The sequence below is a fragment of the Nitrosopumilus sp. genome, from assembly GCF_025698945.1.
In the GTDB taxonomy this organism is placed as follows: Archaea; Thermoproteota; Nitrososphaeria; order Nitrososphaerales; family Nitrosopumilaceae; genus Nitrosopumilus.
Map to the genome: position 1 here is coordinate 117,053 of NZ_JAILWM010000004.1, position 25,955 is coordinate 143,007.

30 protein-coding genes are annotated in these 25,955 nt (G+C 31.5%); 15 read left to right on the forward strand and 15 right to left on the reverse strand.

Annotation, left to right across the window (positions count from 1 at the left end; all coding sequences use genetic code 11):
- Window positions 1–24: 24 nt before the first annotated feature.
- Entirely contained in the window at window positions 25–771 is a 747-nt protein-coding gene (locus K5790_RS08955) for a peptidylprolyl isomerase (protein ID WP_297594313.1), read from the forward strand.
- A gap of 1 nt (window position 772) precedes the next feature.
- Here the strand turns inward: K5790_RS08955 and K5790_RS08960 are convergent, their stop codons facing one another.
- Window positions 773–1,837, reverse strand: coding sequence for a sn-glycerol-1-phosphate dehydrogenase (locus K5790_RS08960; RefSeq protein ID WP_297594315.1), 1,065 nt, complete (start codon window positions 1,835–1,837; stop codon window positions 773–775).
- 76 nt (window positions 1,838–1,913) lie between these two features.
- On the opposite strand from K5790_RS08960, the gene psmB reads away from it, so the two are divergent.
- A complete protein-coding gene (psmB, locus tag K5790_RS08965) occupies window positions 1,914–2,546 on the forward strand; it encodes an archaeal proteasome endopeptidase complex subunit beta (protein WP_297594317.1) in 633 nt (210 codons plus the stop codon).
- Between the two features lie 7 nt (window positions 2,547–2,553).
- The gene (locus tag K5790_RS08970; RefSeq protein WP_297594319.1) at window positions 2,554–4,494 is read left to right on the forward strand and encodes a beta-CASP ribonuclease aCPSF1; all 1,941 of its coding nucleotides are present in this window, start codon (window positions 2,554–2,556) and stop codon (window positions 4,492–4,494) included.
- Here K5790_RS08970 and sepF read toward each other — a convergent pair.
- Both sepF and K5790_RS08980 read right to left on the reverse strand, forming a co-directional pair.
- Window positions 4,486–4,764 (reverse strand): cell division protein SepF, encoded by a 279-nt coding sequence (gene sepF, locus K5790_RS08975; protein WP_297594321.1) that lies wholly within the window; start codon window positions 4,762–4,764, stop codon window positions 4,486–4,488. The two genes, K5790_RS08970 and sepF, sit on opposite strands and share 9 nt — an antisense overlap.
- Window positions 4,765–4,837: 73 nt before the next feature.
- Complete coding sequence (locus K5790_RS08980) at window positions 4,838–5,896, reverse strand: tRNA (5-methylaminomethyl-2-thiouridylate)-methyltransferase (RefSeq protein WP_297594323.1); 1,059 nt, start codon at window positions 5,894–5,896, stop codon at window positions 4,838–4,840.
- 26 nt (window positions 5,897–5,922) lie between these two features.
- Here K5790_RS08980 and K5790_RS08985 point away from each other — a divergent pair, with 26 nt between their 5' ends.
- A complete protein-coding gene (locus K5790_RS08985; RefSeq protein ID WP_297594325.1) occupies window positions 5,923–6,987 on the forward strand; it encodes a Xaa-Pro peptidase family protein in 1,065 nt (354 codons plus the stop codon).
- Between the two features lie 2 nt (window positions 6,988–6,989).
- On the opposite strand, the gene K5790_RS08990 is transcribed toward K5790_RS08985, so the two are convergent.
- The 7 genes from K5790_RS08990 to K5790_RS09020 are packed head-to-tail and all read right to left on the reverse strand — an operon-like array spanning window position 6,990 to window position 12,276.
- Window positions 6,990–7,472, reverse strand: coding sequence for a hypothetical protein (locus K5790_RS08990; protein WP_297594327.1), 483 nt, complete (start codon window positions 7,470–7,472; stop codon window positions 6,990–6,992).
- A 16-nt stretch (window positions 7,473–7,488) separates the two neighbouring features.
- Window positions 7,489–8,325, reverse strand: a complete 837-nt coding sequence (locus K5790_RS08995) for a methyltransferase domain-containing protein (protein ID WP_367182882.1) — start codon at window positions 8,323–8,325, stop codon at window positions 7,489–7,491.
- A 28-nt stretch (window positions 8,326–8,353) separates the two neighbouring features.
- A complete protein-coding gene (locus K5790_RS09000) occupies window positions 8,354–8,521 on the reverse strand; it encodes a hypothetical protein (protein ID WP_297594331.1) in 168 nt (55 codons plus the stop codon).
- Window positions 8,518–9,768 carry a bifunctional phosphopantothenoylcysteine decarboxylase/phosphopantothenate--cysteine ligase CoaBC gene (gene coaBC, locus K5790_RS09005; protein WP_297594333.1) on the reverse strand — a complete coding sequence of 417 codons (1,251 nt, stop codon included), beginning with the start codon at window positions 9,766–9,768 and terminating at the stop codon, window positions 8,518–8,520. The genes K5790_RS09000 and coaBC overlap by 4 nt, the downstream gene beginning before the upstream one ends.
- On the reverse strand, window positions 9,758–10,597 hold the full coding sequence (gene panB / locus K5790_RS09010; protein WP_297594335.1) for a 3-methyl-2-oxobutanoate hydroxymethyltransferase: 840 nt from the start codon (window positions 10,595–10,597) through the stop codon (window positions 9,758–9,760). The genes coaBC and panB overlap by 11 nt, the downstream gene beginning before the upstream one ends.
- Window positions 10,590–11,354 carry a 4-phosphopantoate--beta-alanine ligase gene (locus K5790_RS09015; RefSeq protein WP_297594337.1) on the reverse strand — a complete coding sequence of 255 codons (765 nt, stop codon included), beginning with the start codon at window positions 11,352–11,354 and terminating at the stop codon, window positions 10,590–10,592. The genes panB and K5790_RS09015 overlap by 8 nt, the downstream gene beginning before the upstream one ends.
- A 10-nt stretch (window positions 11,355–11,364) precedes the next feature.
- Window positions 11,365–12,276 (reverse strand): GHMP kinase, encoded by a 912-nt coding sequence (locus K5790_RS09020; RefSeq protein ID WP_297594339.1) that lies wholly within the window; start codon window positions 12,274–12,276, stop codon window positions 11,365–11,367.
- A gap of 65 nt (window positions 12,277–12,341) precedes the next feature.
- On the opposite strand from K5790_RS09020, the gene K5790_RS09025 reads away from it, so the two are divergent.
- Entirely contained in the window at window positions 12,342–13,322 is a 981-nt protein-coding gene (locus K5790_RS09025; RefSeq protein WP_297594341.1) for a phosphate uptake regulator PhoU, read from the forward strand.
- Window positions 13,323–13,325: 3 nt separating this feature from the next.
- Here K5790_RS09025 and K5790_RS09030 read toward each other — a convergent pair whose 3' ends face one another.
- Both K5790_RS09030 and K5790_RS09035 read right to left on the reverse strand, forming a co-directional pair.
- Complete coding sequence (locus K5790_RS09030) at window positions 13,326–13,838, reverse strand: NUDIX hydrolase (RefSeq protein ID WP_297594343.1); 513 nt, start codon at window positions 13,836–13,838, stop codon at window positions 13,326–13,328.
- 25 nt (window positions 13,839–13,863) lie between these two features.
- The gene (locus K5790_RS09035) at window positions 13,864–14,766 is read right to left on the reverse strand and encodes an AsnC family transcriptional regulator (protein ID WP_297594345.1); all 903 of its coding nucleotides are present in this window, start codon (window positions 14,764–14,766) and stop codon (window positions 13,864–13,866) included.
- Window positions 14,767–14,882: 116 nt separating this feature from the next.
- Between K5790_RS09035 and K5790_RS09040 the strand changes: the two genes are divergently transcribed.
- The 6 genes from K5790_RS09040 (at window position 14,883) to K5790_RS09065 (ending at window position 20,991) form a co-directional block, all read left to right on the forward strand.
- Entirely contained in the window at window positions 14,883–16,070 is a 1,188-nt protein-coding gene (locus tag K5790_RS09040; protein ID WP_297594347.1) for an FtsX-like permease family protein, read from the forward strand.
- 106 nt (window positions 16,071–16,176) lie between these two features.
- Window positions 16,177–16,767: an ABC transporter ATP-binding protein gene (locus K5790_RS09045; RefSeq protein WP_297594545.1), complete on the forward strand. Its 591-nt coding sequence runs from the start codon at window positions 16,177–16,179 to the stop codon at window positions 16,765–16,767.
- Window positions 16,767–18,071 (forward strand): hypothetical protein, encoded by a 1,305-nt coding sequence (locus K5790_RS09050; protein ID WP_297594348.1) that lies wholly within the window; start codon window positions 16,767–16,769, stop codon window positions 18,069–18,071. Before K5790_RS09045 ends, K5790_RS09050 begins: the two co-directional genes overlap by 1 nt.
- A gap of 43 nt (window positions 18,072–18,114) precedes the next feature.
- Window positions 18,115–18,447 carry a hypothetical protein gene (locus K5790_RS09055; protein ID WP_297594350.1) on the forward strand — a complete coding sequence of 111 codons (333 nt, stop codon included), beginning with the start codon at window positions 18,115–18,117 and terminating at the stop codon, window positions 18,445–18,447.
- A gap of 616 nt (window positions 18,448–19,063) precedes the next feature.
- The gene (locus tag K5790_RS09060) at window positions 19,064–19,444 is read left to right on the forward strand and encodes a hypothetical protein (RefSeq protein WP_297594352.1); all 381 of its coding nucleotides are present in this window, start codon (window positions 19,064–19,066) and stop codon (window positions 19,442–19,444) included.
- A gap of 2 nt (window positions 19,445–19,446) precedes the next feature.
- Window positions 19,447–20,991 carry an AarF/ABC1/UbiB kinase family protein gene (locus K5790_RS09065; protein WP_297594354.1) on the forward strand — a complete coding sequence of 515 codons (1,545 nt, stop codon included), beginning with the start codon at window positions 19,447–19,449 and terminating at the stop codon, window positions 20,989–20,991.
- Here K5790_RS09065 and hsp14 read toward each other — a convergent pair whose 3' ends face one another.
- Entirely contained in the window at window positions 20,992–21,372 is a 381-nt protein-coding gene (gene hsp14 / locus K5790_RS09070; protein ID WP_297594356.1) for an archaeal heat shock protein Hsp14, read from the reverse strand. It lies immediately after the preceding gene.
- 77 nt (window positions 21,373–21,449) lie between these two features.
- On the opposite strand from hsp14, the gene tmk reads away from it, so the two are divergent.
- The 3 genes from tmk to pyrH are packed head-to-tail and all read left to right on the forward strand — an operon-like array spanning window position 21,450 to window position 23,943.
- Window positions 21,450–22,031: a dTMP kinase gene (gene tmk / locus K5790_RS09075; protein ID WP_297594358.1), complete on the forward strand. Its 582-nt coding sequence runs from the start codon at window positions 21,450–21,452 to the stop codon at window positions 22,029–22,031.
- Window positions 22,028–23,263 carry an HD domain-containing protein gene (locus tag K5790_RS09080; protein ID WP_297594360.1) on the forward strand — a complete coding sequence of 412 codons (1,236 nt, stop codon included), beginning with the start codon at window positions 22,028–22,030 and terminating at the stop codon, window positions 23,261–23,263. Before tmk ends, K5790_RS09080 begins: the two co-directional genes overlap by 4 nt.
- On the forward strand, window positions 23,260–23,943 hold the full coding sequence (gene pyrH / locus K5790_RS09085) for a UMP kinase (protein ID WP_297594362.1): 684 nt from the start codon (window positions 23,260–23,262) through the stop codon (window positions 23,941–23,943). The genes K5790_RS09080 and pyrH overlap by 4 nt, the downstream gene beginning before the upstream one ends.
- Here the strand turns inward: pyrH and K5790_RS09090 are convergent, their stop codons facing one another.
- Window positions 23,944–24,300 (reverse strand): hypothetical protein, encoded by a 357-nt coding sequence (locus K5790_RS09090; protein ID WP_297594364.1) that lies wholly within the window; start codon window positions 24,298–24,300, stop codon window positions 23,944–23,946.
- Between the two features lie 69 nt (window positions 24,301–24,369).
- On the opposite strand from K5790_RS09090, the gene K5790_RS09095 reads away from it, so the two are divergent.
- Window positions 24,370–24,930 (forward strand): hypothetical protein, encoded by a 561-nt coding sequence (locus K5790_RS09095; protein WP_297594366.1) that lies wholly within the window; start codon window positions 24,370–24,372, stop codon window positions 24,928–24,930.
- A 251-nt stretch (window positions 24,931–25,181) separates the two neighbouring features.
- Here the strand turns inward: K5790_RS09095 and K5790_RS09100 are convergent, their stop codons facing one another.
- Entirely contained in the window at window positions 25,182–25,829 is a 648-nt protein-coding gene (locus K5790_RS09100; protein ID WP_297594368.1) for a hypothetical protein, read from the reverse strand.
- Between the last annotated feature and the right edge of the window lie 126 nt (window positions 25,830–25,955).

Sequence of the window (25,955 nt, forward strand, 5' to 3'; positions counted from 1 at the left end):
TAAGGAAATTCGAGACCGATCACATTGACTTTCAATAAAGGATCTTTAATTTTAGTAGATTATACTGCTAAAGTAAAAGATAGTGAAGATGTTTTTGATACAACTATTGAAGAAGATGCAAAAAAATATTCTATTCATGAACAAAATGTCAAATATCAACCTAAACTAGTTTCAATTGGAGAAGTTTCATATCCAGTTCTCAAAGGATTAGATGAAGCACTTGCAAAAACTTCTGTTGGAGATAAGTTAACTGTAGAAGTAACACCAGACAAAGGCTTTGGTGAAAGAGATTCTGGAAAAGTTAGAATGATTCCAATTAGAAAATTAGGTGAAGATGCTGAAAAAGTTTCAGTAGGTGACACAATTGAAGTTGATAATAAAAGAGGAATAATTCGTTATATTGGTTCAGGTAGAGTCCAAGTTGACTACAATCATAGATACGCAGGTAAAACGATTCTTTTTGATGTTAATGTAATAAAATCTCTCGAGTCACCAAGTGACAAAATTGATGGAATTCTTAAAAATCGATTACCAGTTGAGGACTCAAAAATATCATTTGATTTAAAAGATAAAGAAGTAAACATCTCAATTCCTGAAGAAATTTTACGTGCTGATGGCTTACAAATCATGAAACATTTTATTCAATTAGATATTTTCAAATTTGTTCCAACTTTAGAAAAAGTAAGTTTTGTTGAAACACATATCAACAAACAATCTCAGGAAAAAAAACCTGAATCAAAAGAAAAAGTTGTTGAAGAAAAATCTGCATAAATTAAATTACTTTGGTAATCTTTGCTAAATTCAAAGCTCTCTTTTCTGTCATTTCAATCTCTTTTAGAATAGTATATCTTTCAGGTCTTAGATCTTGTGCAATCATTAGTGCATCTATGATCTGTTCTTTTGTTAAGCCAATTTGTTTAGCTGTAATAGGCGCTCCAAGTTCTTTGAGTGTTTTTGAGATTTTTTTCCAATCTTGTCCTTGCAGTTTTGCTATTAAAATAGAACCCAATCCACATTTTTCTCCATGTAATCCTTTACCTGGTGCAATCTTATCTAATGCATGTGAAAAAAGATGTTCTGCTCCAGAACATGGTCTACTACTACCTGCTATACAAGATGCTACACCTGCACTAATCAAAGCTTCAACAATTACTCGTGCATCAAGTCCTTTCTTTGCATATTGAGTAGAATTCTCCATTACAATATTTGCACTCATCAATGCTAAATCAGCTGAATATCTTCCATAATATTCCCCAGTTCTGTCTCTTCCTAACTGCCAGTCTTTTACAGCAATAATGTTTGCAATTAAATCTCCACAACCACTTGAAAGTAATCTTTTTGGGGCCTTTTTGATTATATCAATATCTACAAACACTCCTAATGGAGCAGTAGCTACTATTGAATGAGGTTTATCACTTTTGACTGAAACAAAAGGACTTGCCATTCCATCATGTGATGCTGCAGTTGGAACACTGACAAATGGAATATTCAGGTTAAAAGAAACCATTTTTGCAGTATCTACTGAGCGACCCCCTCCAATACCAGCTACTAGATCACTGTTATCCTTTTTTACATCTTTTTGAATTGTATTTAGTGTGGAAATTTGATTATCTATTGATGTATGCCATACAAATTTGATCTTTTTTGCTTTTAATGATTTTTCAATTTTCTGTTTAAGAATTTTTTTTACATGAATTCCTGAAATTAATGATACTTTTTTTGGTTTAGTTAAATTATAAAGAAATGATCCAAATTCACCAATATTTTTTTCGCCTACTACAATTTGTCTTGGCAGTTCCATCGTATGTGATTTCATGCGATCCTGATTTTTTGACATTATTTATGATTTCAAGGGATCAAAAAGTTATTTAAAAGGGTGAGATGCCAGTTACTTTATCTTAATAGGTGTATTTTTGTCAAATAATGTTGAAGAAAAAATTCTGCACGGGACTACCACTGTAGGTATCAAGGCTAAAGACGGTGTCGTATTATGCGCTGATATGAGAGCAAGTGCAGGTTACTTTATTGCAAATAACAATACTATGAAAATCCAGAAAATTGACTTACATGCAGGTCTTACTTTGGCTGGAGGGGTTGCAGATGCACAAAATATTGTTGATATTCTTCGCTATCATTCTAATTTACACAGAGTTGAAAAACAAGGTCCGATTTCAATTCATTCTCTTGCAAGACTTTGCTCATTAATCTTCCATCAAAATAGAGGTTATCCATTCATGGCTGATATTTTGGTTGGTGGATATGATGCTGAAGGTCCTGCATTGTTTAACATCGATATGTTTGGATCAGTTGAAAAGAAATCATATGTTACAACCGGAAGCGGTTCTCCAGTAGCTTATGGTTTACTTGAAGAAGAATACCGAGATGACCTGACAATCGAGGAAGCAAAAAAAATAGCTCTACGAGCTGTTAAAGCAGCAATAGTTAGAAACATTGGTACAGGTGATGGAATCAACATCGCTGTAATGGATAAAGATGGATTCCGTCTTTTAACCGATGAACAAAAGAAAGCTGTTATCGAACTTTAGTGATTTAATGCAAAGAAAACAACAACAAAAAGAATTACCTCCTAGTAGCCAGAATATAATGGCAACCATACTGCAAAGTATTCCTAAAGAAGCAGGAGTTACAAAAATAGAATATGAGGGACCAAGAATTGCACTTTATACAAACTCACCACGTTATCTAATGGAAAATAATGAAACAATTTCCAATCTTGTTAATATCATTAAGAAAAGAATTGTAGTTAGAACTGATGAATCCATTAGAAAACCAGAAGATGAAGCTAGAAAAATTCTTGCAGATTGTGTTCCACCAGAAGCTAAACTAGAAGGTACTCTATTTGATACTGCAACAGGAGAAGTATCCGTTGAAGCAAAACGACCTTGGTTATTACAGAGAAATGCACAAGAATTCAATCATGCTGAAATTACTGAAAAAATAGGATGGAAATTACGTATTAGAAAAGCTACGACCATTCCTTCAAGGACAATTCAGACCATTAATGCAACTCTAAAACAGGCTTCAGCTGAGAGAAGTAAGCAACTCAAACAAGTCGGAGATGAAATCTTTAGACCAAGACTCTCTCAACGAACAGAAGTATCACTTTACACCCTTGGAGGATTTGGACAAGTAGGAAGATCTTCTCTTTTACTATCAACTCCTGAAAGTAAGATCCTCATTGATTGTGGAATTAACCCTGGCGCTCGTTCTCCAATGGATGCATATCCCAGATTAGATTCACTAAATCTCACTTTGGATGAACTTGATGCAGTAGTAATTGGACATGCACATTTGGATCATACCGGATTTTTGCCTGCTTTGTGTAAATATGGATACAAAGGTCCTATCTATTGTACTGAACCAACTTTACCTATGATGAATCTAATTCAGTTAGATGCAATCAAAGTAGCTGCAGCCCAAGGAAGAACTCCAATTTATTCTGAACGTGATGTTAAACAAATTATGAGACAAACTATTACTTTGCCCTATGGAACTGTAACTGATATCTCCCCTGATATCAAATTGGTTCTTGCAAATGCAGGCCATATTCTTGGTTCAGCTTTATGTCACTTTCATATTGGAAATGGTGATCACAATTTTGTTTATTCAGGTGATATTAAATTTGGAAAAAGTATATTGTTTGAAGCTGCAAGTTGGAATTTTCCAAGAGTTGAAACTCTGTTAATTGAAAGTACGTATGGACTTAAGGAAGATATTCAGCCAAGCAGACAAGAAGTTGAATCTGCTTTCATTAATGCAGTAAACAATACTCTTGCCGATGGAGGAAAAGTCTTGATTCCAATTCCTGCAGTTGGGCGTGCACAAGAAATTATGATGGTAATTGATCATTACATGAAATCCGGAGAAATGATTGAAGCTCCAGTATTTACAGAAGGAATGATCTCTGAAGCATCAGCAATACATGAGTCATATCCAGAATATCTTGCAAGAGAACTTAAACAAAAGATACTAGAGACAGATGATAATCCGTTTGATTCTGAATATTTTACCAATATTGAACATGCAGATGCTAGAGAAGAGCCAATGAGAGAAGATTCGCCATGTATTATTTTAGCAACATCAGGAATGTTAGAAGGAGGTCCAGTTTTAGAATACTTCAAAAATATTGCACCTGATAAGAAGAGCAAAGTCTTGTTTGTATCATATCAAGTTAATGGAACTATGGGAAGAAGAGTTCTTGATGGTTCTAAACAGGTCTCCATGTTAGGTAAAGAAGGTAAAGTTGAAGTAGTATCAGTAAATTGTAGTGTTGAAAAACTTGATGGTTTTAGTGGACATAGTGATTATAATCAACTAATGTCATTCGTTCAAAGACTTAGACCTAAACTTCGAAGAGTTTTGGTTAATCATGGTGAACGTAAAAAATCTGAAAATCTTGCAATGAATATTAGACGAATGTATAAAGTACCTGCACACTATCCGCAAATTCAAGAAGCAATAAAATTATTTTAGATCGTACTCTGGTTTCCAGATTTTAATACTTGATGGAGCAACAATTATTCTCTCCTCACCTAATCTTGCAATATCTGCATCAGCAGCTTTTGCAATAGAATACAATTCTTCAACTACTTTACGAAGTTGTTCCACATCTTTTTGGGCTAATGGAGTTACTCGTAGAATCAATATCATCTCTTTTTTGATGTCTTCTTTTATAGAATGAACATCGCTGATGTCTCTGATTGTAATTGCTTTGAGATATGTGGGATTTTCTTGTTTTTGCATCCTTGTTAAAAATGAGATCTACTTCCTCAAAAACTCTTCCTTAGTTAGAACTAATTTTAGAAAAAATTCACGCCTAAATTCTGTATTTTATGTAATACTCTTCTTCTACTTTTTCTGCTGAAATTTCTTCAGATATGTTATCTTTTTTTACAACAACAATTGATTGTTCGTTTTTTGGAGCGTCTGAATATCTTAATGTAACTGATGCTGCAAATTTTACATGCATTTTTGCATTTTTACCACGTAAAATTGAAACTGGTCCTACATGATCTTTAGCTTCAAGTAAAATATCATCAGGTAATGCAATTGCCTGAATCATTTCATTTTCATCCTTATTTCTTCCTACTACAAATTTCGTTTCTTCATCTAATCTGAAATGTCTTCCAATCTTTAACAAATCAATATCGTTAATCGTTGGTGTTTCAGTATGTGTAAACAAATCTTTAGCTTTAACACCAAATTGTGGATCAGTTAAAAGACAACCACCTCCAGCATTTGGTGGGTTTTCAATACCATATTGTTTTGCCATCTCTAATTGATTCCTTCTTGTTCTTCCTTTAATCATTCCAAGATTTTCTCTTTTGATCAACCCTTCTTTTTCTGGAATTGTTTCTGGTAACAATGCTGCTGATAATGGTCTGACAATTTTTCCAACTAATCCTGATTCTTTTTCAATAGTTCTTAACGCTGGTGCATGTTGACTCATTGGTCTTTGTCCTAAAACTTCTCCTGAAATAATAAACTCTGCACCAATTTCTTCCATGTGTTTTTTTGCTGCATCAAACATCATAGATCTGCAATCTACACATGGATTAAATCCTGCACCAATTCCATGTTTAGGATGCTTTAGCATTTCAATGTATTCATCGCCTAGATAAACAGTTTTTAAATTAACATTAAGATCATCAGCTCTTTCTCTAATTTCAAAACCACATCCTCGTCCACAATCAAAATCACAAAATGGAGTTTTAATTGCAACAGCTGATACTTCAAAACCTTGTTCTTGCATCATTCTTACTGCAAGTTGACTATCTAGTCCACCAGACAATAAAGCAACTACTTTCTTCTTCTCTTTTTCTTCAGTCACATTATTTGGGATCAAAATTCCATATACAAACTTTGCATCATACATAAATTGAGAAACAGCGATATTTTTGTGTGAAGCAGCGCAGAAAAAATCTACTAAGATATGCACAAAAAATAGGCTGTGATACACTGGTTACATTTGAGCCTGAAAACCTGTATTATCTGACTGGGTTTTGGGGTGAAGCAATAGGATTACTAGAAAAAAATGGTAAAACTACAATTATTGCTCCAGAACTAGAGGTAGGCAGAGCAAAAGATGAATCAGAAGATTGTGATGTAATTACTTCTGAACGAGGAATGGGGTTAATCTCATCATTGATTACAAAAATTAAAAAAAATGATGTTTGTACTGATTGCCAAAATTATTCTGTAATGATGTCATTAAAAAAATCAATTCCAAAAATAAAATCATCAACTGAACCATTTTACAGTGCACGGATAATCAAAGATGAAAATGAAATAAAAATTCTAAAAAAAGCTTCTAAAATCATTGATGAAATGTTTGAATTGTGTTCAAAAAAGATGAAAGTAGGTCAAAAAGAATCAGAACTACAAACAATTTTGATGACATATGCTATGGAGCAAGAAATGTTTGATACTGGCTACAAATCAACACTTAACCCTCTAATTATTGCTGGTGGACCAAATGGTGCATTACCTCATGCACAAGTTACACAAAGAAAATTCAAAAAAGGTGATCTAGTAGTAACAGATCTTACATTGCGATACAAAGGATATGTATCTGATGCAACAAGAACATTTGCAATTGGAAAAATACCTTCTCAAGCAAATGAAGCATATGAAATTGTTAAAGAATCTCAAATGCTTGGTTTAAAGTCTGTAAAACCAAATGTTGATTGTAAAGATGTTGATGCTGCTTGTAGAAAATACATTGATGAAAAAAAGTATGGCAAATACTTTATTCACTCAACAGGACATGGAATTGGATTAGAAGTTCATGAACTACCTACAATTTCTTATCGAAGTGATACAAAACTAAAAGAAAATATGGCAATTACAGTTGAACCTGGAATCTATATTGAAAATAAGTTTGGAATTAGAATAGAAGATTCTTTAATTGTAAAAGATCGTCCAATAATTATGCACAAATTTACTAAAGATCTAGTTACAATTTGAGGCTAATCATAAAAATCAACCAAGTCTATGATGTATTTTGATTCTAAATTATTAGATGTAATTTTTTTTGAATTAATATCAACTGTCCAATCAAAATTCATCTCTCCCTTATGTGATTTAAAATCTAACAAAACTTGATATTTTTCTGAATCAATCTTTGAGACAATCAAATTTACTGTAGTTTTTTTGTCATCAAAAATTTTTTCATTAGGATATTCTTCTACAATTTTATTAGATATTGCATCTAATACTGTTAACCCCGATTCATTTGGACCATTATAATTCATTAAAATCTCAACAGGGAGTTTTTGTTCTTCAGACAGTTCAGGAAAGTTGCTTTGTAAATCTCCTTTTGTTAATTCAGGAATTACAAACACAACAAATAGTGCAAGAATTGCTAGATAAATTGGAGCCCTCTTTTTTAGAAATGCCTTAAAATCTGATTTCTTTGGTTTTTCTTCCTTTCTCTTTTTGTCTTTGACCAATTTATCTCCTAAATAACTAGTGTTTTGCAGTTAAAATTAAAACTTGCCAAGGAAATAGAATGATTTCATTTTTCTTTGTATACTGAGTAGTCTTTTCTTTAACTAGCTGTTTTAGCTCTTTTCTTTTTAAATAATTTAATGAATCTAGTTTTTCTTTGAGTGGTTTTGCAATGTATTTCATATAGTTTCTCCAGTAGTCTTCAAATTTTCCTGGACTATATTCAAAAACATATTCTTTTACTAATATTTTTGAAAATCCTGCTTTTTTAATTTCAGCATTTAATGCTGATTTTGTTCCAAATCTATCAAGATTTGGTGATCCGGGAGGAACATAATCTGGAATAAATTTTGTTACAGAATCTAAAATACTGCTAAAAAATGGAACTTTACTTCCATGAACAGAAATTCCAATTTTTCCATCTTTTTTGAGGCTATTTTTCATATTTTTTAATGCCTTTTGTGAATTAGGAAAAAAGAATAGTGCATATTGGCATGTGATGATATCAAATTTTTTTGTAAAACTGAAATTTTCTGCATCACTATTTAAAAAATCCAAATTTGATTTTTTTATATTCCATTTTTTTGCAATTTTTATTGCAGTATTTGATGCATCAATTCCAATTACAGTACCTGAATTTCCTATTTTTTTGTGAATTTCTTTTGTTACTACTCCAGTTCCACATGCAACATCTAAAACAGAATTTCCTTTCTTAATATTTACAAGTTCAATTAGTTTTCTAGTACTTTGGAATGGTCCTTTGTTAATACTTGCCCATCTTTTATGATAACGAGGAGCTACCTCATTCCATATTTTCATATTCCTTTGTTTGTATTCTGTTTGATTAAATCTCATTTTATACTAACTACAATTATGATGTATTTTATGTAATCTCTTCTGATTTAGCTTTTATTGAATTTCCTGTTTCATGAAAATATCTATGCTCAATTTGTTTTATTTTTTCTTGTAATTTTCTGTCATTAGATTTTTTTATTTTTAATTTTATTTGGTTATATTCTGCTATTAACATTCTAAGCTCTGATTTTTTCATTTTAATTTAAGTTCAATTTGCTTTCTAATGAATTTTGCAATCTTTTCTTTACTTGTTCTAGTAGACACGATGATTTTTTTTGAATCCACGATTATTACTTGATTATTTTTTGGATTTTTCATATATTTTGTACCAATATCATTTGCAACTATCAAATCAGAAGATGATTCTTTTAATTTTTCTTGAGCTGATTTTATGAGTTGATTTTTTGTTAAATTAGTTTCTGCTTTAAAGCCTATCAGTAAAACATCTTTTTGAATTTTTTTGACAAGATCTATGATTTTAGGTGTCTTTTTGAGGCTAATTCTTAGTTCATTTTTTGAACTTTTAATTTTATTTTTACTTGAATTTATTGGAACATAGTCTGATATAGCTGCAGCCATAATTACAATATCAAATTTTTTCATTAATTCTTGTTTTACAGCATTTAGCATTTCTTTACTTGATGTTACATTGATTATCTTGGCGCCTTTTGGTGGTTTTTCATTTCCTGGGCCATACACAAAAGTAACTTTAGCTCCTGCAGAAATTAATTCAGTTGCTAGTTTGACTCCAGTTTTTCCCGAACTTTGATTTGTAATTACTCTAACTGGATCTATGTGTTCAATTGTTGGTCCTGCAGTCATTAACACTTTTTTATTTTTTAAAATCGATGAAAATCCAAATTTCTTTAATACATAATCTAAAACATCTTCTGGTTCTGGAGCTTTAGCTTTTCCCTCAATCATTTGTGGGTTGATAAACTCAATCTTGTTTTTTAAAAACTTGATATTTTTACTCACAGCAGAGTTTTCATACATTGATTCATGCATTGCTAAACACATCAAAATTGGAATTTTTGAGCCAAATCCCACTGTTAATACGGTAGAAATTGGTGTATCATCTATTCCATTTGCTAACTTTCCCAAAGTATTTGCTGTGGCTGGATAAACAATTATGAAATCTGATTGATTATAATCAGCTAATTTGATGTGTTCTAACTCTCCCGTTAGTTTTGTAATCACTTTATTTCCTGTAGCCCACTTGAAATAATCTGGTTGAATGAGTTTTGTTACAGCATTACTTGCAACACAAGTAACATCAGCACCATGTCTCATAAGTAATCGTGCAAGCTCAATTGCTTTGTATGCAGCAACACTTCCTGCAACACATAGAACAATTTTCTTACCCGATAATTCAATACCATGAGAACTAACTATGTCTAATGATGGATGATCTTTTTTGGTAGATCTTTTTTTACTTTTCAATATGCTCACGCAATTTCTTTAGTTCATCATCATCCATAGAAAACCAATTATCTTCTGAAGGAAATACCCCTGTTTCAATATCTTTTTTGTAATTCTCTAATGAATTTACAATATCTTCAGATAAATTCATGTATCTTTTTGCAAATTTGGGTTTAATCTTATCATACATTCCAAGCAAGTCTTGAACAACCAAAACTTGTCCATCGCAATTTACACCAGAGCCTATTCCAATTGTTGGGATACTCACACTCTCTGATATGATTTGTGCAACTTGATGACTAACCATTTCTAATGCGATACTAAAAACACCTGCTTCTTCAAGCTCTTTTGCATCCTGAATTAACTTCATTGCACTATCAATTGTTTTTCCTTGAACTTTGTATCCTTGTGATAACATTGTTGTTTGTGGCTGTAGACCAATATGTCCCATTACTGGAATTCCTACATCCACAATGGTACTAATTGTTTCAGCCATTATAGAACCCCCTTCAAGCTTTACTGCATCTGCCCCTGCTTTGATTAATCTTCCTGAATTGTTTATTGCATCCTCAATACTTGATTGATATGACATAAATGGTAAATCGGAAACTAGTAGTGCATTTTTTCGTGCTCTACTAACTGCCTCTGTAAACATACACATTTGATCCATTGTCACTGGAATTGTATTTTCATATCCAAGCATTACCATCCCTGCACTATCGCCAACTAACAGTACATCAATTCCAGCTTTATCACATAATGATGCTAAAGTGTAATCATAACTAGTAATTACTGAAATTTTCTTTTTTTCTTTTTTCATTTTGATTATATCTTGAACTGATTTATGCAATTTTTGCTCTCCTTGTTAAATTATCTTTTATTTGAATGATATTTTCTGAAAGGTTTTTTTTGTTATCAAAATTCTTTACAATATTTTTTAGTTCTTTCTTGTTTTTTCGGGATAGTTTTTTGGTTTCATCAATGAGTACATGAATTGCTCGAGTAACATTGTCTACTATTGTAATACTTGCAGTTTGTGAAGTTCTGGATAATGGATTAAGATCAAATGTTATTACCAATTTTCCAGCATTTCTAAGTGCCATGGTTCTATCTCCATCTTCTAGTGGTACAACTACAACATCTGCAGAAAATATTCCATTCTTGTCTACTATTCTTCTTGCAGAATCAATTCCTGATAATTTGGCTGAATCTCTTGGATTAATTCCTAATATTTCACTAGCCCCGTTTTTCTTAAGCGTACTGACTATGGCTTTTTTCCTTTTTTCATTTGTATAAAATAGATTTACCTCGAGTTTGGCTTTGGTTTGTTTGGATAATTTCACAATTTCCTTTGGGCATAATGCTGCAACATTACCATTTACTGAAATGACAGGCATTTTTGCCAAAAGGAGTTGAGCAGCTGCTACTTTTATTGCATTTTTTGCATTTTTCCCAGTTTTCTCCCCAAGTAAATAATCAAATGCTTCTCCTCTCCCCTGTGCTAGCAGACCTTCTTTGGCAACTAATCCTTTATCAAAACCATGCACTAATTTTTCACGTATAAAAAGTGATTTTGCTCTAGGATGAGATTTTGGAATTAATGACATGAAATATCAATTAATTTAAAAGAACTCTTGCTCCAATATTATCTAGTTCTGATTTTATTATTATTCCATCTGAATATTTTTCTAAAATCTCTAAAACTCTATTTTCTTCTTCTTTTGGAATCATTGAAAAAATCGTTTCTCCAAAAAGAGCAATTCCACATTTAACATTTTTATTATTAAATTCATTTACCACTTTTTGCATTCGTGGAGTCATAACATCAACATATTTTGCAAATTCTATTGACATGTCTTGAAAGTGTTCATAATCTTTTGATTTTAGTAATCTATTGACCATTTTCCCTCCAAGACCGTTAATCTGAGATAATCTTTCTTTGATGAATTTATTGGTTGAAATTGGTGAAAAACATATCATAATTATTGAAATTTTATCTGTATTGATTTTTTCTACAGTTCCAATACCTGGTGCACCTGGTTTAACACGAATTTCAAAACCTCCATGGTATGATGCTAAAACATCTCCTAATCCAGTTTTACAATTTACTTCAGCATTATGTGCAATTTGTCCAATTTTTGTTCTATCTAATTTTGTTCCAAGTGCTTCATCTAATGCATATGACATTGATAGTGCAACTGCACTGCTAGAACCTAAACCATATCCAACTGGAATTGATATCTCATGTTCAATTTCAAAAAATTTATCTGAAAAATTTCCTAATTTTTTAAATTCACTTAAAACAAATTCTGAAACATCCGTCTTATCTGATTGATAACCTATTGTTGAAATTCTAAAGTTTGATTCTAAATTCTTTCTAGGGATAATTTTGACTTTGGTTGTTACTCCTTGCTTTATGGAAAAACCAGCACCCATTGAACCAAAGTTTTCCAAACTATTGTGTTCCTCATCTAAATGAGCTTTGAAAAAACCTGTAATGTGAGCCGGACAAAATGCTGTTGCCTCCATTGATCTAAGTTTAAATTTTACACAAAATATAAGAATATGGCTTATATTAATTAAATTAGTATAAATTGACTAAATTCATTAGACGCCTACAAAGGATTGGCAGTAGTATTCTTGTATCTCTTCCTAAAGAATGGGTTGATGCCAATGGCTTGGATAAAAAGAGTCAAGTTGAACTTGAAACATGGGAGGATAGCATTTCAATTTCGGCAAATAAGGAAACCCGTTTAACAAAAGAACTTGTAATTTCATATCCACTTCCAAAAGAAGAAAATATTGTTGCCGATATTACAGGAGCTTATCTTTTGGGTTATGATGTAATTCAAATTAATTCCAAGTCTATTATTCCAGGAGAAGATAGAGAAAAAATTCGTAATTCTATGAGACGATTAGTTGGCATGGAAATCATTGAAGAGGATGCATCAAAAATTAACATGCAATTTCTTTTAGATGCAACTACACTTAATCCAGAGAAAATTCTTAAACGTATGAGCTCCATTGCATTGGGAATGTATGATGATGCTTCAAATGGATTACTCTCAGATGATAAATCTAATTTGCAAACACTTGCAAAACGTGATGTTGAAGTTAATAGACAATATTTTTTACTTGTACGTTTAATTCGTAGCACTTTAGTTGATAAGAGATTAGCTAGTGCATTCAATTTAGAAAATATTGATGTCTTAGATTATAGAGTTGCAGCCAATCTTCTTGAAAATGCAGGTGATTCTATTGTAGAAATTGCAAATTTTATTTATAATTCGTCCTTATCTAAAGAACATTCAAAAAAGATTTATGATGTAGTTAAAGAATTTAGTAAATTAGCTGAAAAGTCTATTGATGCATTTACAAAACCTGATAGACTATTGGCAATTGAAGCAATTTCATTACATAAAAAATTTGAAGAAAAACTCAGTTTACTTCGAATTACGTTGGGAAATAAAAATCAAATTCCTATAGATTTTCTAGATCTAGTGTATATGTTTGAAAGAATAGCTCAATCATGGGCTGATGTAGCAGATCTTGTAAAACCAATCTATAATGAATGATTACTATAGCTTCTTTTTTGATGCATAAGTTAAAACTGCACAAATTGTTTTTGAATCTTGAATTTTTCCCGATTTAATCATAGAAATTACTCTTTTCAAATCCATTTTGACAACTGATAATATCTCATCGTCATCAAGTTTCAAATCAGCAATTTTCTTTAATCCAGAGGCTACAAAACAATGAATTACCTCAGTATTGTATCCAATTGAAGGGTAATAGGTGATTAAAGGGGTCATCTTTTTTGCCCTATAACCTGTTTCCTCCTCAAGTTCTCTGAAGGCACATTTTATTGGTTCTTCTTTTTTCTCTAATGTTCCTGCAGGAATTTCAAGTACATATCCATGGGGAAATCTATGCTGTTTTACAAGAATTATCTTATTGTTTTCATCAAAGGCCAACATTGCTGCAGCACCTCTATGTTCTATCATTTCACGTTTTACTTTTCTTCCTTCAATTTCTCCTTCATAAACACTTAATCCTAAAATTTCTCCTTCATAGATCTTCTTTTTCTTCACGGAAAATACTAGAGGTGGTTATTATTTAATTTGTTTGATATGTAAGATGTAATTTTGGTAATTTTTTAAAATTATCTATTGCTTTTTCAATCCAACTTACATAAAATGAAATTTTTTTAGGAATGAATAGATCAGCAGATTTTACATTTTTTAATTTTCTTACTTTTTGACTTAGCTCATCCATCTTGAAAATATTATCACTATACATAAACAATACAATTTGATTTTTTGCAATAAATGGAATTTGTAAATAAAATTCTGAAAACTCTTTATTCATATTCTCAAGTGTTTCTTTAAGATCACCGTCTACCCAAGATAATATTGCGTGGGGGATAAAATTTTCGATTTTTTTAGGATTATGAATTAATGTAAACTGAATTCCTTCATTTTGTTGTAATTTGTCAATACAACGAGTGATGGTTTTTGTTGATAGTTTTGTATTCTTTGCAATTTTATCAATTTTTTGTCTTGGTTCTTTAATTAGCTCTTCAAGTATCTCTAAATCCGTTTTTGTAAGATTTGCGTCATATCCTGGATTTTCTGCCTCAAAAATAGATAAAACTCTAACATCTTTCATTAGTTTTTTTGCAAGTTCAATTTTCTGTTGAATGTTTTCTTTTATTGCAATACTACAAACAGTGATTCCTCCAACACATGGGACTACAAAATTAGGTTCTCCGACTAAACTTACCTGTTCTAAAATTTCGTTAATGTCTTCCCCTGACACTACAATATACAAAACGCCATAACCCAAAATCGGAGGTTCTACCTTTACAAAGAAATTCTCAATCACATTTTTTTCTATCATTTTTCTGACTCGTGCACGAACAGCACCACCTGAAATTCCTAATTCCATGCCTATTTGCCTGTCTGATTCTCTACAGTTGTTCATTAAACGACTAAGGATCTTCATATCTAATTTGTCCATTATATGATCTAATTCCTCTCCATAAAATATAGAAATTACTAATTTGATATAAAATTGTCTATTCTATTAGCACTATGAATACTATACGTTATATAATAGACTATTTTATTTTCATTATGGAATACAGACTACGTCTTGCAAAAAGAATGCTGTTCAATAAAAAAGGTAGTTTGATTGGAGCCGTTTTAGCAGTAACCATAGGAATTTTGGTTATTCATGTAAATTTTGTAATTTTTCAGGGATTATTTGATGCCATTGTTAGGGACATTAGTGATTATAGAAATGGAGATATTCTTGTAACAGATGAAGCTGATTTTATTGATAAATCTGACTTGTCACTTGTAAATTGGTTTGAGCGAATTCCTTATGTTGAAGCAGCTACACCTCGGCTTTCATCGACGGCAGAAATGAACATGACAAAAAATGGAAAACTAATTGAAGAAACTCGTATTCCAATAGTAGGTGTTGATCCATTTAGGGATATTAGAGCATCAACTGTAGCTGAGACTGTTACTGAAGGATCTTATGTTTTCTCTCGAAATTCAATTGTGTTAGGTACTTCTGTTGCAAGAGATCTAGGTGGTGCTCAAGTTGGGGATAGTGTTAAAGTCTTGGTAGTTGATAGATTTGGTCAGGATCAAATCAGAAGATTTACAGTTTCAGGAATTGCATCATCTCCAGGTGGGCAAGGATTTGATTATAGTGCCGTTGTACATATAGATACTTTACGTGATATGATGAATAGACCAGGTGACTCTGGTTCATTAATGGTGAAGCTAAATGATCCAACTAAAGCATTTGAAGTGAAAGAATTCTTCTTACGTTCTTTTCCAAATGATGACTTTATTGCAGAAACTATAGAAGAATCAGCTGAGCAACAACTTGCTGGATTTAGATCCGGAATTGCAATGATTAACATGATCGGATATTTTGGAATGATGTCTTCAGCGTTTGCTATTGTTACGATTCAAATGATGTTAGTTAATGGTAAAACAAAAGAAATTGGAGTTATGAGAGCAATTGGGGCAAAAAGAAAAGATATTCTACTAATTTTTATTTTCCAAGGAATGATTATTGGAGCAATTGGTGCTGGTGTAGGAACTGCAGCAGGATTGGGATACACATTTTATGCTAAAGAGACTAAAATGTCATTTAATAACAGTCTCCCACTCGAGGTCAGTTACAACTGGGAAAAAATCATTCAAACTGCATTAACATCATTTGCTTTAGCAATCATTGCATCACTTTATCCATCCTACAGAGCAACAAAATTGTTACCAGTGGAGGCGATGAGAACTGTCTAAGGTACTTGAAGTTACTAATCTAAGTAAGATATACGGTGAAGGAGATAATCAAGTAAAGGCAGTTGATAATGTTAACTTTTCAATAAAACAAGGAGAATTTGTTTTAATTGTTGGCAGTTCAGGTTCAGGAAAATCTACATTACTTAATCTCATTGGATTATTAGATCATCCTACCAATGGGAAGATCCTAATTGATGGAGTTGACACAACTAGACTTGATGATAATAAAATTTCTTCATTTAGGAATAAGAAATTAGGATTTATTTTTCAATTTTCTAATTTGTTGTCTGATCTTACAGTTTTAGAAAATGTATTACTTCCTAGACAAATTGCTGGAGCAAATAATTTTTCAGAAAAAGAAGCTAAAGATTTGCTTACAGCAGTTGGTTTACAACAACAAATGCATAAACGTGCAAATAAAATTTCAGGTGGACAAGCACAAAGAGTAGCAATTGCAAGAGGGCTTATCAATAAACCATCAATTGTATTAGCTGATGAGCCAACAGGTAATCTTGATTCTGTAACGTCTGAAACAATTGTTCAACTAATGAAATCAATGGCAAAAAAACTTAATCATACTTTCATTGTTGTCACACATGACAGAGACCATTTTGGGGATGTAGATAGAATTATCACAATAAAAGATGGAAGAGCATTTGAAGGTGACATGCCATCAGAGATGGAGGTTATAGCATAATGAATCTTAAGATACTAATTGTATTACTTGCAATTGGTTTTGCACCACTTCTCTTTGATAGTTCATTTGCACAAATAAAATCTGGAGGATTTGGTCAATCTCCATTTGAGCGAGATTTTGGTGATGTGAAATTTCTAGATGCATACTTTGGAACAATTAATGAAAAAATTGAAGTTGAAGGAGGAGATAGTAATGTTCCATTTACGGTAGTATTTGCTAATGTTGGAACTCAAGACATTACAGGCATTAGAGGACAATTATCATTACCATTTGGTTTTTCAGGCTCAGATGGTCCAAATTCCATAATTTTTGCTGATAGTGATTCCAATTCACTAGCAGGAGATAATTTCCATCTGACATTTTTTGTAAATTTAGATAAAAATGTGAAAATTCAGCAATATCCAGGTACCGTTAAAGTGGATTATTCTCGATTAAGAGAATCAGGTGTACGCACTGCATTTGCTGACTTTAATTTCAAAGTGACTGGTGACAGTGTAATTAATGTAAAAGCACTAGAGCCATTTCTTACATCTCTGAGAACAAATAATGTTGTAATTGAAATTTCAAATGATGGAACTGCACCAATATCTGGTGTAGATATTGTAGCAACTAATACACAAACTGAACTTGCATCTACATCATCATCAACTACAAATGTAGAAAATGTTGTAATTTTAGAATCAAGTTGGGATGTCGGTCAAATAGATCCTAAATCATCCAAATATCTCACAGCAACTGTTTATGTTCCTGAAGGTCTAAAAGATGACACATTAAGAATACCACTATCTATTTCTTATTACAATACACATGGAGATCTTCATAAAATTTCAAAAATAGTTGATTTTTACATTAAAGGACTAATTGATCTTAGAGTTTTCAATGTACAAGTAATCGAATTATCTGGACAGCAAATGGTTGTTGGAGAAATAATTAATGAAGGAAATGAAGATGGATTATTTGGTTTTGTAACGCTGGAATCACGTGGTGATTCAAACATTAAATCAAATACTCAATTTATTGATGAAATTGAAGTTGATGCACCAGTTCCATTTAATGTTCCAATAGAATTTGATGGAGAACCAAAATATGGTGAACATGAAATTACAATTACGGTAAGATACAAGGATGGTGTAAGAGATGAAATCTTTCTTACACATGATGAAACAATATTTGTTAAAGAACCATCTAATAATAATGAACAAGGACCTGAGCCTGTGATGATTATCATACCAATTATCATTGCTTTAGGTGTTGGATTCTTCATTTATCGTAGACGTAAAAAAGCCCAAATTGAGACTAATTAGTATAAAATAATAAATCAAATTGAGCAAATACAGTTAATTAAAAATGCGATTTAGTATTCTTGTACTCATTATAGTTTTAGTCATTGGAAGTATTGTTATTTCTATAGGGTTACTTACAAATCAAGAATTCTCTGAAGTGTCAAACATTCCAAATCAATATGAAAATTTACAAAAATACAAAAATGAATTAGAAAAAATTAATCAATACAACCAGAAAATTCTTGATGATCTTGAACGACAATTCAATAATACTGATGACGTACATTTAGAGCAATTAAAAAAAGAGATCACAGTAGTTAGGCAAGTGATTAATGAAAACAAGGCAGAGCTTGAGGATATAATCAAAAAATTGTCTAATATGACAAATTCACCTTAACAAAAGTGATTTCCATTTTTGGGAAATTTAGATTATAATTATATCTTATATTATTTGAAAAAATATTGGTATGGGTAAAGGCATTTTTCTATTTCTAGCAGGCAGTATTGTTGGATTTATTACAACTCCTTTTCTTTAGTCACAACTCCTTTTCTTAATTCATATACTTTAAAACAAAATTCCATTTATTGGAAACTCATAGACGGTTAACTTTCATTGGAGTTGGTTTATTGATAATTACCTTTCTAATCAATTATTATCATGAACAAGATCATTCAGGTGTGGGGTTTAATTATGCATATGTTACTGGAATTGCAATGTTAATTGTTTTTTCAATTAGCTTTATTCTATTTACGAAAAATAATTTGTAAAAAAATTTAATATAACTAATAGATGGTGTGAGGAATTTTTTCGGGAAAAAGCCTCCATCCTATCTATTTGAATACAATGTAAATTATTTGAATAAAAAAGACACGTAGCAATCATCAGTGAGTTCTAAATACTAATTATCATATTTTGTACTAGCCGTCATCAAATTACAACTTGTTTTTGATCTTAGGCTGAAAGATTTTTTTGTATTCCTTAAGGTTATATGCAATTACTCGATCTTGCGTTTATGCCTGACAATGAAATAGAAGTTCCTAAAGAATTACGAGAATTCATGCTTGATGGCGCAGAAGAGACAATTCTTGGACAAAAAAATGGTGCTGTAAAACAATATCGTTATGGAAATTTACACATTAGAGAATATAATGATAAATTTTTAGTTCATTCAGATATTGTTGATCCTAGAAAAGATCCTATTGGTCACTTAGTTAAGGATGCACCTGAAGTTTTGGTTGGTTTAGCATGTGCAATTTTTGGCGGTTCTTATATTGCTAATAAATTTCTTGATAAAAAATCAAAACCAACACTTACAAACAAAATGATCTCATCAATTATTGCTGGTTATTTAGGATATAATACGACAAAACAAATTAAAAATTACTTGGAGTAAAAATGACTACCATTAGAACAATTCAAGTTCTCATCAAACTTTTGCCATCCATATTTGCATTAAGAAGAGATAGAAAACGATGGATTCATCAAGAGAACAAAGAAATTGATTTGGAACAATTTAGAAAAAATGCAAGAAAAGTTCTTGATACATTTATCTCACTTGGTCCTGTATACATCAAACTAGGACAATGGTTATCTTCAAGAGCAGATATTTTGCCACAACCATACTTGGAAGAATTATCAAAACTACAAGATAGTGTACCAGCTGCACCATTTGATCAAGTAAAACCCATTATTGAAAAAGATCTTGGATCAATAAATGAAAAATTTGATAATATTGATTCAAATTGTATCTCTGGAGCATCCCTTGGACAAGTTTATCGAGGAGCTGTTTCTGGTCAGCAAATAGTTGTTAAAGTAAAAAGACCAGGTATTGAAAAAATTGTACACGAAGATCTTAAAGTATTGAAAAAAATTCTACCAATAGCATTAAGATTTGTTGATCCCAATCTTAGATATTCTGCAAAAGCTATGTTGTCCCAATTCATAGAAACAATCCATGAAGAGATGGATTATACTAATGAATTAGAAAATCTTAAAAAAATTAAGCATGATATGGAGCAAAATAGCATTGTAATAGTACCAACAGTTTATGATGATTTATCCTCCAAAAATGTACTTACTATGGAATATCTTCCTGGAATCAAGGTAACTAATGTTCAAGCCCTAAATGAAAAAGGAATAGATCGAGAGCAATTAGTAATTGATGTTCATAAAGTATTTTTTACAATGCTTCTCAAACACTCAATTTTCCATGCAGATCCTCATCCAGGAAACATTTCAGTCACAGATGATGGAAAACTCATTTTGTATGACTATGGAATGGTTGGGCGAATAAATAATGAGACTAGATTCAAACTAATCAGGCTATATCTTGCTCTTGTTGAGAAAAATCCTCCAAGAGTAGTAAATGCAATGGCAGAACTTGGAATGCTTACACCTGGATATAACAGAACAGTAATTGAGAAAGGAATAGAACTTTCCATTCGTGCAATGCATGGAAATAAACCCGATGAGATGGAAGTTCAAAGTTTGATGGAGCTTGCTAATCAAACAATGAGCAAATTTCCATTTGTGTTGCCAAAAAATTTGGCTTTGTATATGAGAATGGCATCAATCATAGAAGGAATTTACAAGACACACAATGTTGATTTCAAGTTTGTAAAAGTTTTAAAAAATATTCTAGAGGAAGAAAATCTGATTCCTAGAGCATATGTTGAGGAATTAAAAATATCATTTGATAATTTTGCAAAATCTGTTGATTATGCAATTCGTTTAGGTCCTGAAATGAAAAGACTAATTGATGATGCTGAAGTATATATGAAAAAAGGAAAACCAATGGTTTTAATCAGTGGAAGTATTTTTGCATCTGCAACTTTTATTGGCTCAACAATATTATTTCAATCAAATCAAACACTTGGAATTATTGGCATGATCAGTTCAGGTCTAATCATGATTGGCTCAGCTTTATTCAGGAATCTTTAGTTATTCTATTGAGATATTTTTTCCTTTTTTGGAAACAGGAATTATTAACGTAAGTACACCATTATCATATTTTGCAGATTCTATTTTTTCTTCTCCTTGTTTAATATCTATAGGTAATCTAATTTTTTTATCTATGAGATTTGGTCTTTGATTGCAAACAAATTTCTCAGTTTGTTTTTCATCAATAATTTTTTTAGCTTTTATTGAAAGAATATCTCCGCACAATATCAAATTGATATTCTCTTTAGCAAATCCAGGAATATCAATTACTATTTTGAGCGTTTCATCATCTAAATGCATGTCAACTGGTGGCAAAACAAATTCGTAAAACTCCCTTGATTTGTTTCCAATCTCTTTGATTACTTCCTTGACTAGTCCCATTTTGTGTTAAATGGTTGATTTTTGGTTATAAATCTTGATAGATTTTTAATCAATTGATTTCTCTCTCATGATAACTTATGATTATTGTAATTGAGGGCGGAGATCAGGCAGGAAAATTGACCCAATCAACGATGCTAGAAAAAGAACTTAAAAAACAAAAAATTAAAACAAAACTTTTTCATTTTCCTGACTACAAAACCCCAATTGGAAAAGAAATTAGAAAATATCTTGATGGAAAACGAAAATTTCCTCCTCAAGTAATTCATTGTCTTTTAGCTGCAAATAGATGGGAAAAACTAGATGAAATCAAAAAAGCACAAGAAAAAAATTCTGTTTTAATTATGAATAGATATTATCACTCTAATCTAATTTATGGAATTGCTAATAATCTTAATCAAAAATGGCTTGAAAATTTAGATGAAGGACTACCAAAAGCAGATCTTGTAATTCTATTAGATGTGACCCAAAAAGAATCATTTAACAGACAGAAAACTCATCGAGATAAATTTGAAAAAAATAAAGAATTTCTAAGAAAGATCTCAAAAATTTATCGTACTACTGCAAAGAAAAAACATTGGAAGATCATTGATGCATCAAAATCTAAACAACAAGTCCATGAAGAAATCATGAAAGCATTTTCTAAAAAATTAGGATTATGAAAAAAAATTACTTAGATATTATAGATCCCATTCATGATTTTATTCGTGTTTATGATCATGAACTTTCAATAATTGATAATCCTATTTTTCAGAGATTAAGAAGAATTAGACAACTTTCTGGGGCTCATCTAACATACCCTGCTGCCCAACACACAAGATTTGAACACTCTCTTGGAGTTATGCACATTGCAAGCCAAGCAGGAAACGCATTATCTGAAAAAGAAATTTTAAAATCTGATGATATTGAAATTTTGAGATTAGCTGGCCTGCTACATGATATAGGACACGGACCTTTTTCTCATTTATTTGAAGAAATAATTCATGAGAAGAAAATATCTCATGAAGACTTTGGCAAAGAAATTATTCTTAAATCTGAAATTGGTGATAACCTCTCAAAAAATGGATATGATAAAAAATTCATAACAAGAATCGCATTTGGTGATTCAAAATTTCAATATCTTAATGAAATTGTTTCAGGTGCTCTAAGTGCTGATATGATGGATTATTTACTTAGGGATGGTTATTTTACAGGAGCAGAGCATGCAAAAATTGATCATAAAAGAATTACACAATCCCTTGATGTTTACAAGAAAAAACTAGCACTTGAGCGTTCAGCTTTGTATTCATTTGAATCAATGATGCACTCTAGATATCAAATGTTCAAAGCCGTTTATTTTCATAAAACTGTAAGGGCAGCAGAAGTAATGCTACTTGAGGCATTACGATTATCTGATGATGAATTTGGTTTTACATCATTTAACATTAATGAATTTGTCAAACTCACCGATGAATCTGTTCTAGCCGCCTTAATTTCATCAAAATCTCAAAAATTAAAACGAGCAAAACAATTTGCACTAGATTATCAAAATAGAAAACTGCTAAAATGTGTATTTGAAAGAATTCTGACAAACCAAACCAATTTGAAAAAAACTCGAACAGATGAACTTAGAGCAATTCTTTCTAAAAAATCTAAGGTGGATGAAAATGAGATTTTTGTAGATAATTCTCTTACCCCTTCCATTCCATTGGCACCATCCAAAAATGAGTCAAAATCAATTATTTTGGTAACTAATGATAATGGAAAATCATCAGCCATAGAGATGCCAATATCTAAAATTCCGGTAGTTTCAGCAATTTCTGGATTTATGAATATACTTCGAATTTATACCCACCAAAAGAATAGAAAAAAAGTTGAAATTGCTGCTAAATCCATCCTTGGTGATCTAAAGTGAAAAAAAGAATTGTAATTAAATTATCAGGACGAGTTTTTGGGATAGATAATGTCAAACTTCTAAAAGATTATGCAGAATTTCTAGTCAAAATCAGCAAGATTTGTCAACCAATTGTTGTTGCTGGCGGTGGAACCATTGCACGACATTATATCACACATGCTAGATCATCAGGTGCAGATGAATCAACACTTGATGAACTGGGAATTGAAATCTCAAGACTTAACGCAAAGTTGCTAATTTATGCTCTAAAAAATAAAGCATACTCTCATCCTCCAACTACTTTACAAGAAGTAAGGCATGCAGTTGATGATGGGCTAATTGTCGTAGCTGGTGGATTACATCCAGGTCAAAGCACAAATGGAACTGCCGCATTGATAGCTGAAAAAGTAAAAGCTGAACAATTTCTCAATGCAACTGATGTTGATGGTGTTTATGATATGGATCCCAATAAACACAAAAAAGCAAAAAAATTCAAACGAATTGAACTCAAAAATTTGAAAAATATGCTAGTACATGAGGATTCAATTGCAGGTGGCTATGATTTAATGGATATTGTAGCTCTTAAAATTATAGAAAGATCTAAAATCAAAACTAGAATTTTAAAAGCTAATCCAAAAATAATTGAAAAAGCCATTAAAGGTGGCGACGTAGGTACAGAAATTATCTTACCATCAAAATAATTATTCAGAATTTTCGTTTTGAATTGTAGGTCTTGACTCAGACCAAATTTGAATATCTTTTCCTGGATATTCAGGAATTCCGGATTCACGAAGTTTTCTGAAAATTTCTAGAGACTTTTCTTTTTCTAATGCTTTTGATTGAGCTTTAGTAAATCCATCTTTGTCAACAATAATTGCAACATATCCATCTGGGGAATTAATTACTGCAGTGAATTCTTCTTCTCCTACTGGTTCAAATTTCCCATCAATCTTTTTTGTAGTTAATGTTAGCATTGAAAATCCGGCAATATCAAACATCTTCATTTGTGATTTACTTGCAATTTGTTTTCCTTTTTGGACTGCCTGAAAATACTGCATAATTTTTTTAATCTCCAATGGTATAATAACTATCTCAACATTTAAGATGTATAGTGAAAGTTAAAAATTATGAATCCTAAAATTTTTGTTGGAGCAGCAGTAGCAGGACTTGCTGTAATTTTAGGTAGTATTCTCTTAATTGGACCTTCTATGGTTGTTGTAGAATCAAATCAAAATACATCATCTGAGATCGAAAACATCCCACAAATTCTACCATTAGAAATCACATTAGATGATATTTCTGTTACAAAAATTTCAGAGCGTTCTGCAACAATTGAGATAGCATTTAAAATTTCAAACCCAAATCCAAGATCTGTGATTGTGCAAACAATGGATTATCAATTATTTGAAACAAGTTATTCTGATTCTGAACAAATTTCTGGTGGTCAAATTGGAAGCAGGCCAGAAGGAATGGTAGAATTTGGTTCAAACTACTATACTTTGTTAGGTGAAAACTCTATAGTTCTTAGAGATAAAATCACTTTGGTAAATTCTGGAAATACTCCTGAGTTATGGAGTTCACTTGAAGATAATACAGCATCATGGAGAGTTTCAGGTGATGTATTTTACAATCTAAGCTCTATGACTAGTGGCCAAGAAAACGAACTTCATTTTGAATTTACAAAATAAATCCTTGTTGTATCATAAAAACAAAATATTATGATAATTTGTTTTTAGATAAAAAATATTGGCAAAGTTATAAAAGCCCGTTAGATGGTTTTTTATCAAATGGCAGAAGCAGGTATGGCCGCATTTGGCTCAGCAGTTGGAGTCGCAATCGCACTAGCAGTAGTGTGTTTCGCTCTTCGTGGTAAAGGACATCCAGAACCACTAGATTAACAAAGGAATTTTTCCTTTACAATATTTTTCATTTAACTAAACTAATCTTTCTTGCCAATTCCTAACAAATCTGCTAGGGATGATTGCTTGGTATTTTTCTTCTTGATAAAACATCTTTCATAGTATTGACATTCTGAACAATCTACTGAAGGCTCTAAGATAGGAACTTTTTTCTCTTTTAGAAGATTATTTAGAACTCTAACTCTTCTAATCACTTCTTCAAACATCTTTTTGTTTCTAGTCAAAGAAAATGTGGTTTCTTGTCTGTCCCCTGTAATGTAAACAATAATTCCATCATCTTTATCATATATCCACATACATGCATTAAGATACAGAACATCATTTGAATTTGGAGTTTCCAATTCATGAGTTGCTGCCCTAAACAAAATAATTGAGTCATCAACTATCATATCTGCCTGGCCTTTTAGCTGAATTTCATCTATGGCAAACTCCTTTGGTTCACTACCAAACTGCAATTTCCTTAATAACCCTGAAAGAAGATCATTGAATCCCTTTCTTTCAATCTCTTCTGGATCTAATCTATCATAGTAAGAACGTCTTAGACATTGCACCACTTCTTTGAGATGTATTTTTTGAATATTTTCTGAATCAATCTCTATCTCAAGATCTTTTCCAATGGAGCTAATAGTGTTTTGAATAATACCTCGAAAATCTCTATCTCCCATCATATATTACATCATTCTCCAAATTGACTTCTTATAGTTTAGCTAAGAATTTTCGTAAATAGTTTTGAAATCCTTCCTGCAAAAGCCAAAATTACAAAATGTGCTCCAAATCCGATAACTGCCCCTACT

Excerpts from the sequence above, each read along its gene's own strand:
- K5790_RS08960 (WP_297594315.1), bottom strand. The coding sequence starts at position 1,837 with ATGTCAAAAAATCAGGATCGCATGAAATCACATACGATGGAACTGCCA.
- K5790_RS08970 (WP_297594319.1), top strand. The coding sequence starts at position 2,554 with ATGCAAAGAAAACAACAACAAAAAGAATTACCTCCTAGTAGCCAGAAT.
- sepF (WP_297594321.1), bottom strand. The coding sequence starts at position 4,764 with ATGCAAAAACAAGAAAATCCCACATATCTCAAAGCAATTACAATCAGA.
- K5790_RS08980 (WP_297594323.1), bottom strand. The coding sequence starts at position 5,896 with ATGTATGATGCAAAGTTTGTATATGGAATTTTGATCCCAAATAATGTG.
- K5790_RS08995 (WP_367182882.1), bottom strand. The coding sequence starts at position 8,325 with ATGAGATTTAATCAAACAGAATACAAACAAAGGAATATGAAAATATGG.
- K5790_RS09000 (WP_297594331.1), bottom strand. The coding sequence starts at position 8,521 with ATGAAAAAATCAGAGCTTAGAATGTTAATAGCAGAATATAACCAAATA.
- K5790_RS09015 (WP_297594337.1), bottom strand. The coding sequence starts at position 11,354 with ATGTCATTAATTCCAAAATCTCATCCTAGAGCAAAATCACTTTTTATA.
- K5790_RS09020 (WP_297594339.1), bottom strand. The coding sequence starts at position 12,276 with ATGGAGGCAACAGCATTTTGTCCGGCTCACATTACAGGTTTTTTCAAA.
- K5790_RS09035 (WP_297594345.1), bottom strand. The coding sequence starts at position 14,766 with ATGGACAAATTAGATATGAAGATCCTTAGTCGTTTAATGAACAACTGT.
- K5790_RS09040 (WP_297594347.1), top strand. The coding sequence starts at position 14,883 with ATGGAATACAGACTACGTCTTGCAAAAAGAATGCTGTTCAATAAAAAA.
- K5790_RS09050 (WP_297594348.1), top strand. The coding sequence starts at position 16,767 with ATGAATCTTAAGATACTAATTGTATTACTTGCAATTGGTTTTGCACCA.
- K5790_RS09055 (WP_297594350.1), top strand. The coding sequence starts at position 18,115 with ATGCGATTTAGTATTCTTGTACTCATTATAGTTTTAGTCATTGGAAGT.
- K5790_RS09060 (WP_297594352.1), top strand. The coding sequence starts at position 19,064 with ATGCCTGACAATGAAATAGAAGTTCCTAAAGAATTACGAGAATTCATG.
- K5790_RS09065 (WP_297594354.1), top strand. The coding sequence starts at position 19,447 with ATGACTACCATTAGAACAATTCAAGTTCTCATCAAACTTTTGCCATCC.
- hsp14 (WP_297594356.1), bottom strand. The coding sequence starts at position 21,372 with ATGGGACTAGTCAAGGAAGTAATCAAAGAGATTGGAAACAAATCAAGG.
- tmk (WP_297594358.1), top strand. The coding sequence starts at position 21,450 with ATGATTATTGTAATTGAGGGCGGAGATCAGGCAGGAAAATTGACCCAA.
- K5790_RS09080 (WP_297594360.1), top strand. The coding sequence starts at position 22,028 with ATGAAAAAAAATTACTTAGATATTATAGATCCCATTCATGATTTTATT.
- K5790_RS09090 (WP_297594364.1), bottom strand. The coding sequence starts at position 24,300 with ATGCAGTATTTTCAGGCAGTCCAAAAAGGAAAACAAATTGCAAGTAAA.
- K5790_RS09095 (WP_297594366.1), top strand. The coding sequence starts at position 24,370 with ATGAATCCTAAAATTTTTGTTGGAGCAGCAGTAGCAGGACTTGCTGTA.
- K5790_RS09100 (WP_297594368.1), bottom strand. The coding sequence starts at position 25,829 with ATGATGGGAGATAGAGATTTTCGAGGTATTATTCAAAACACTATTAGC.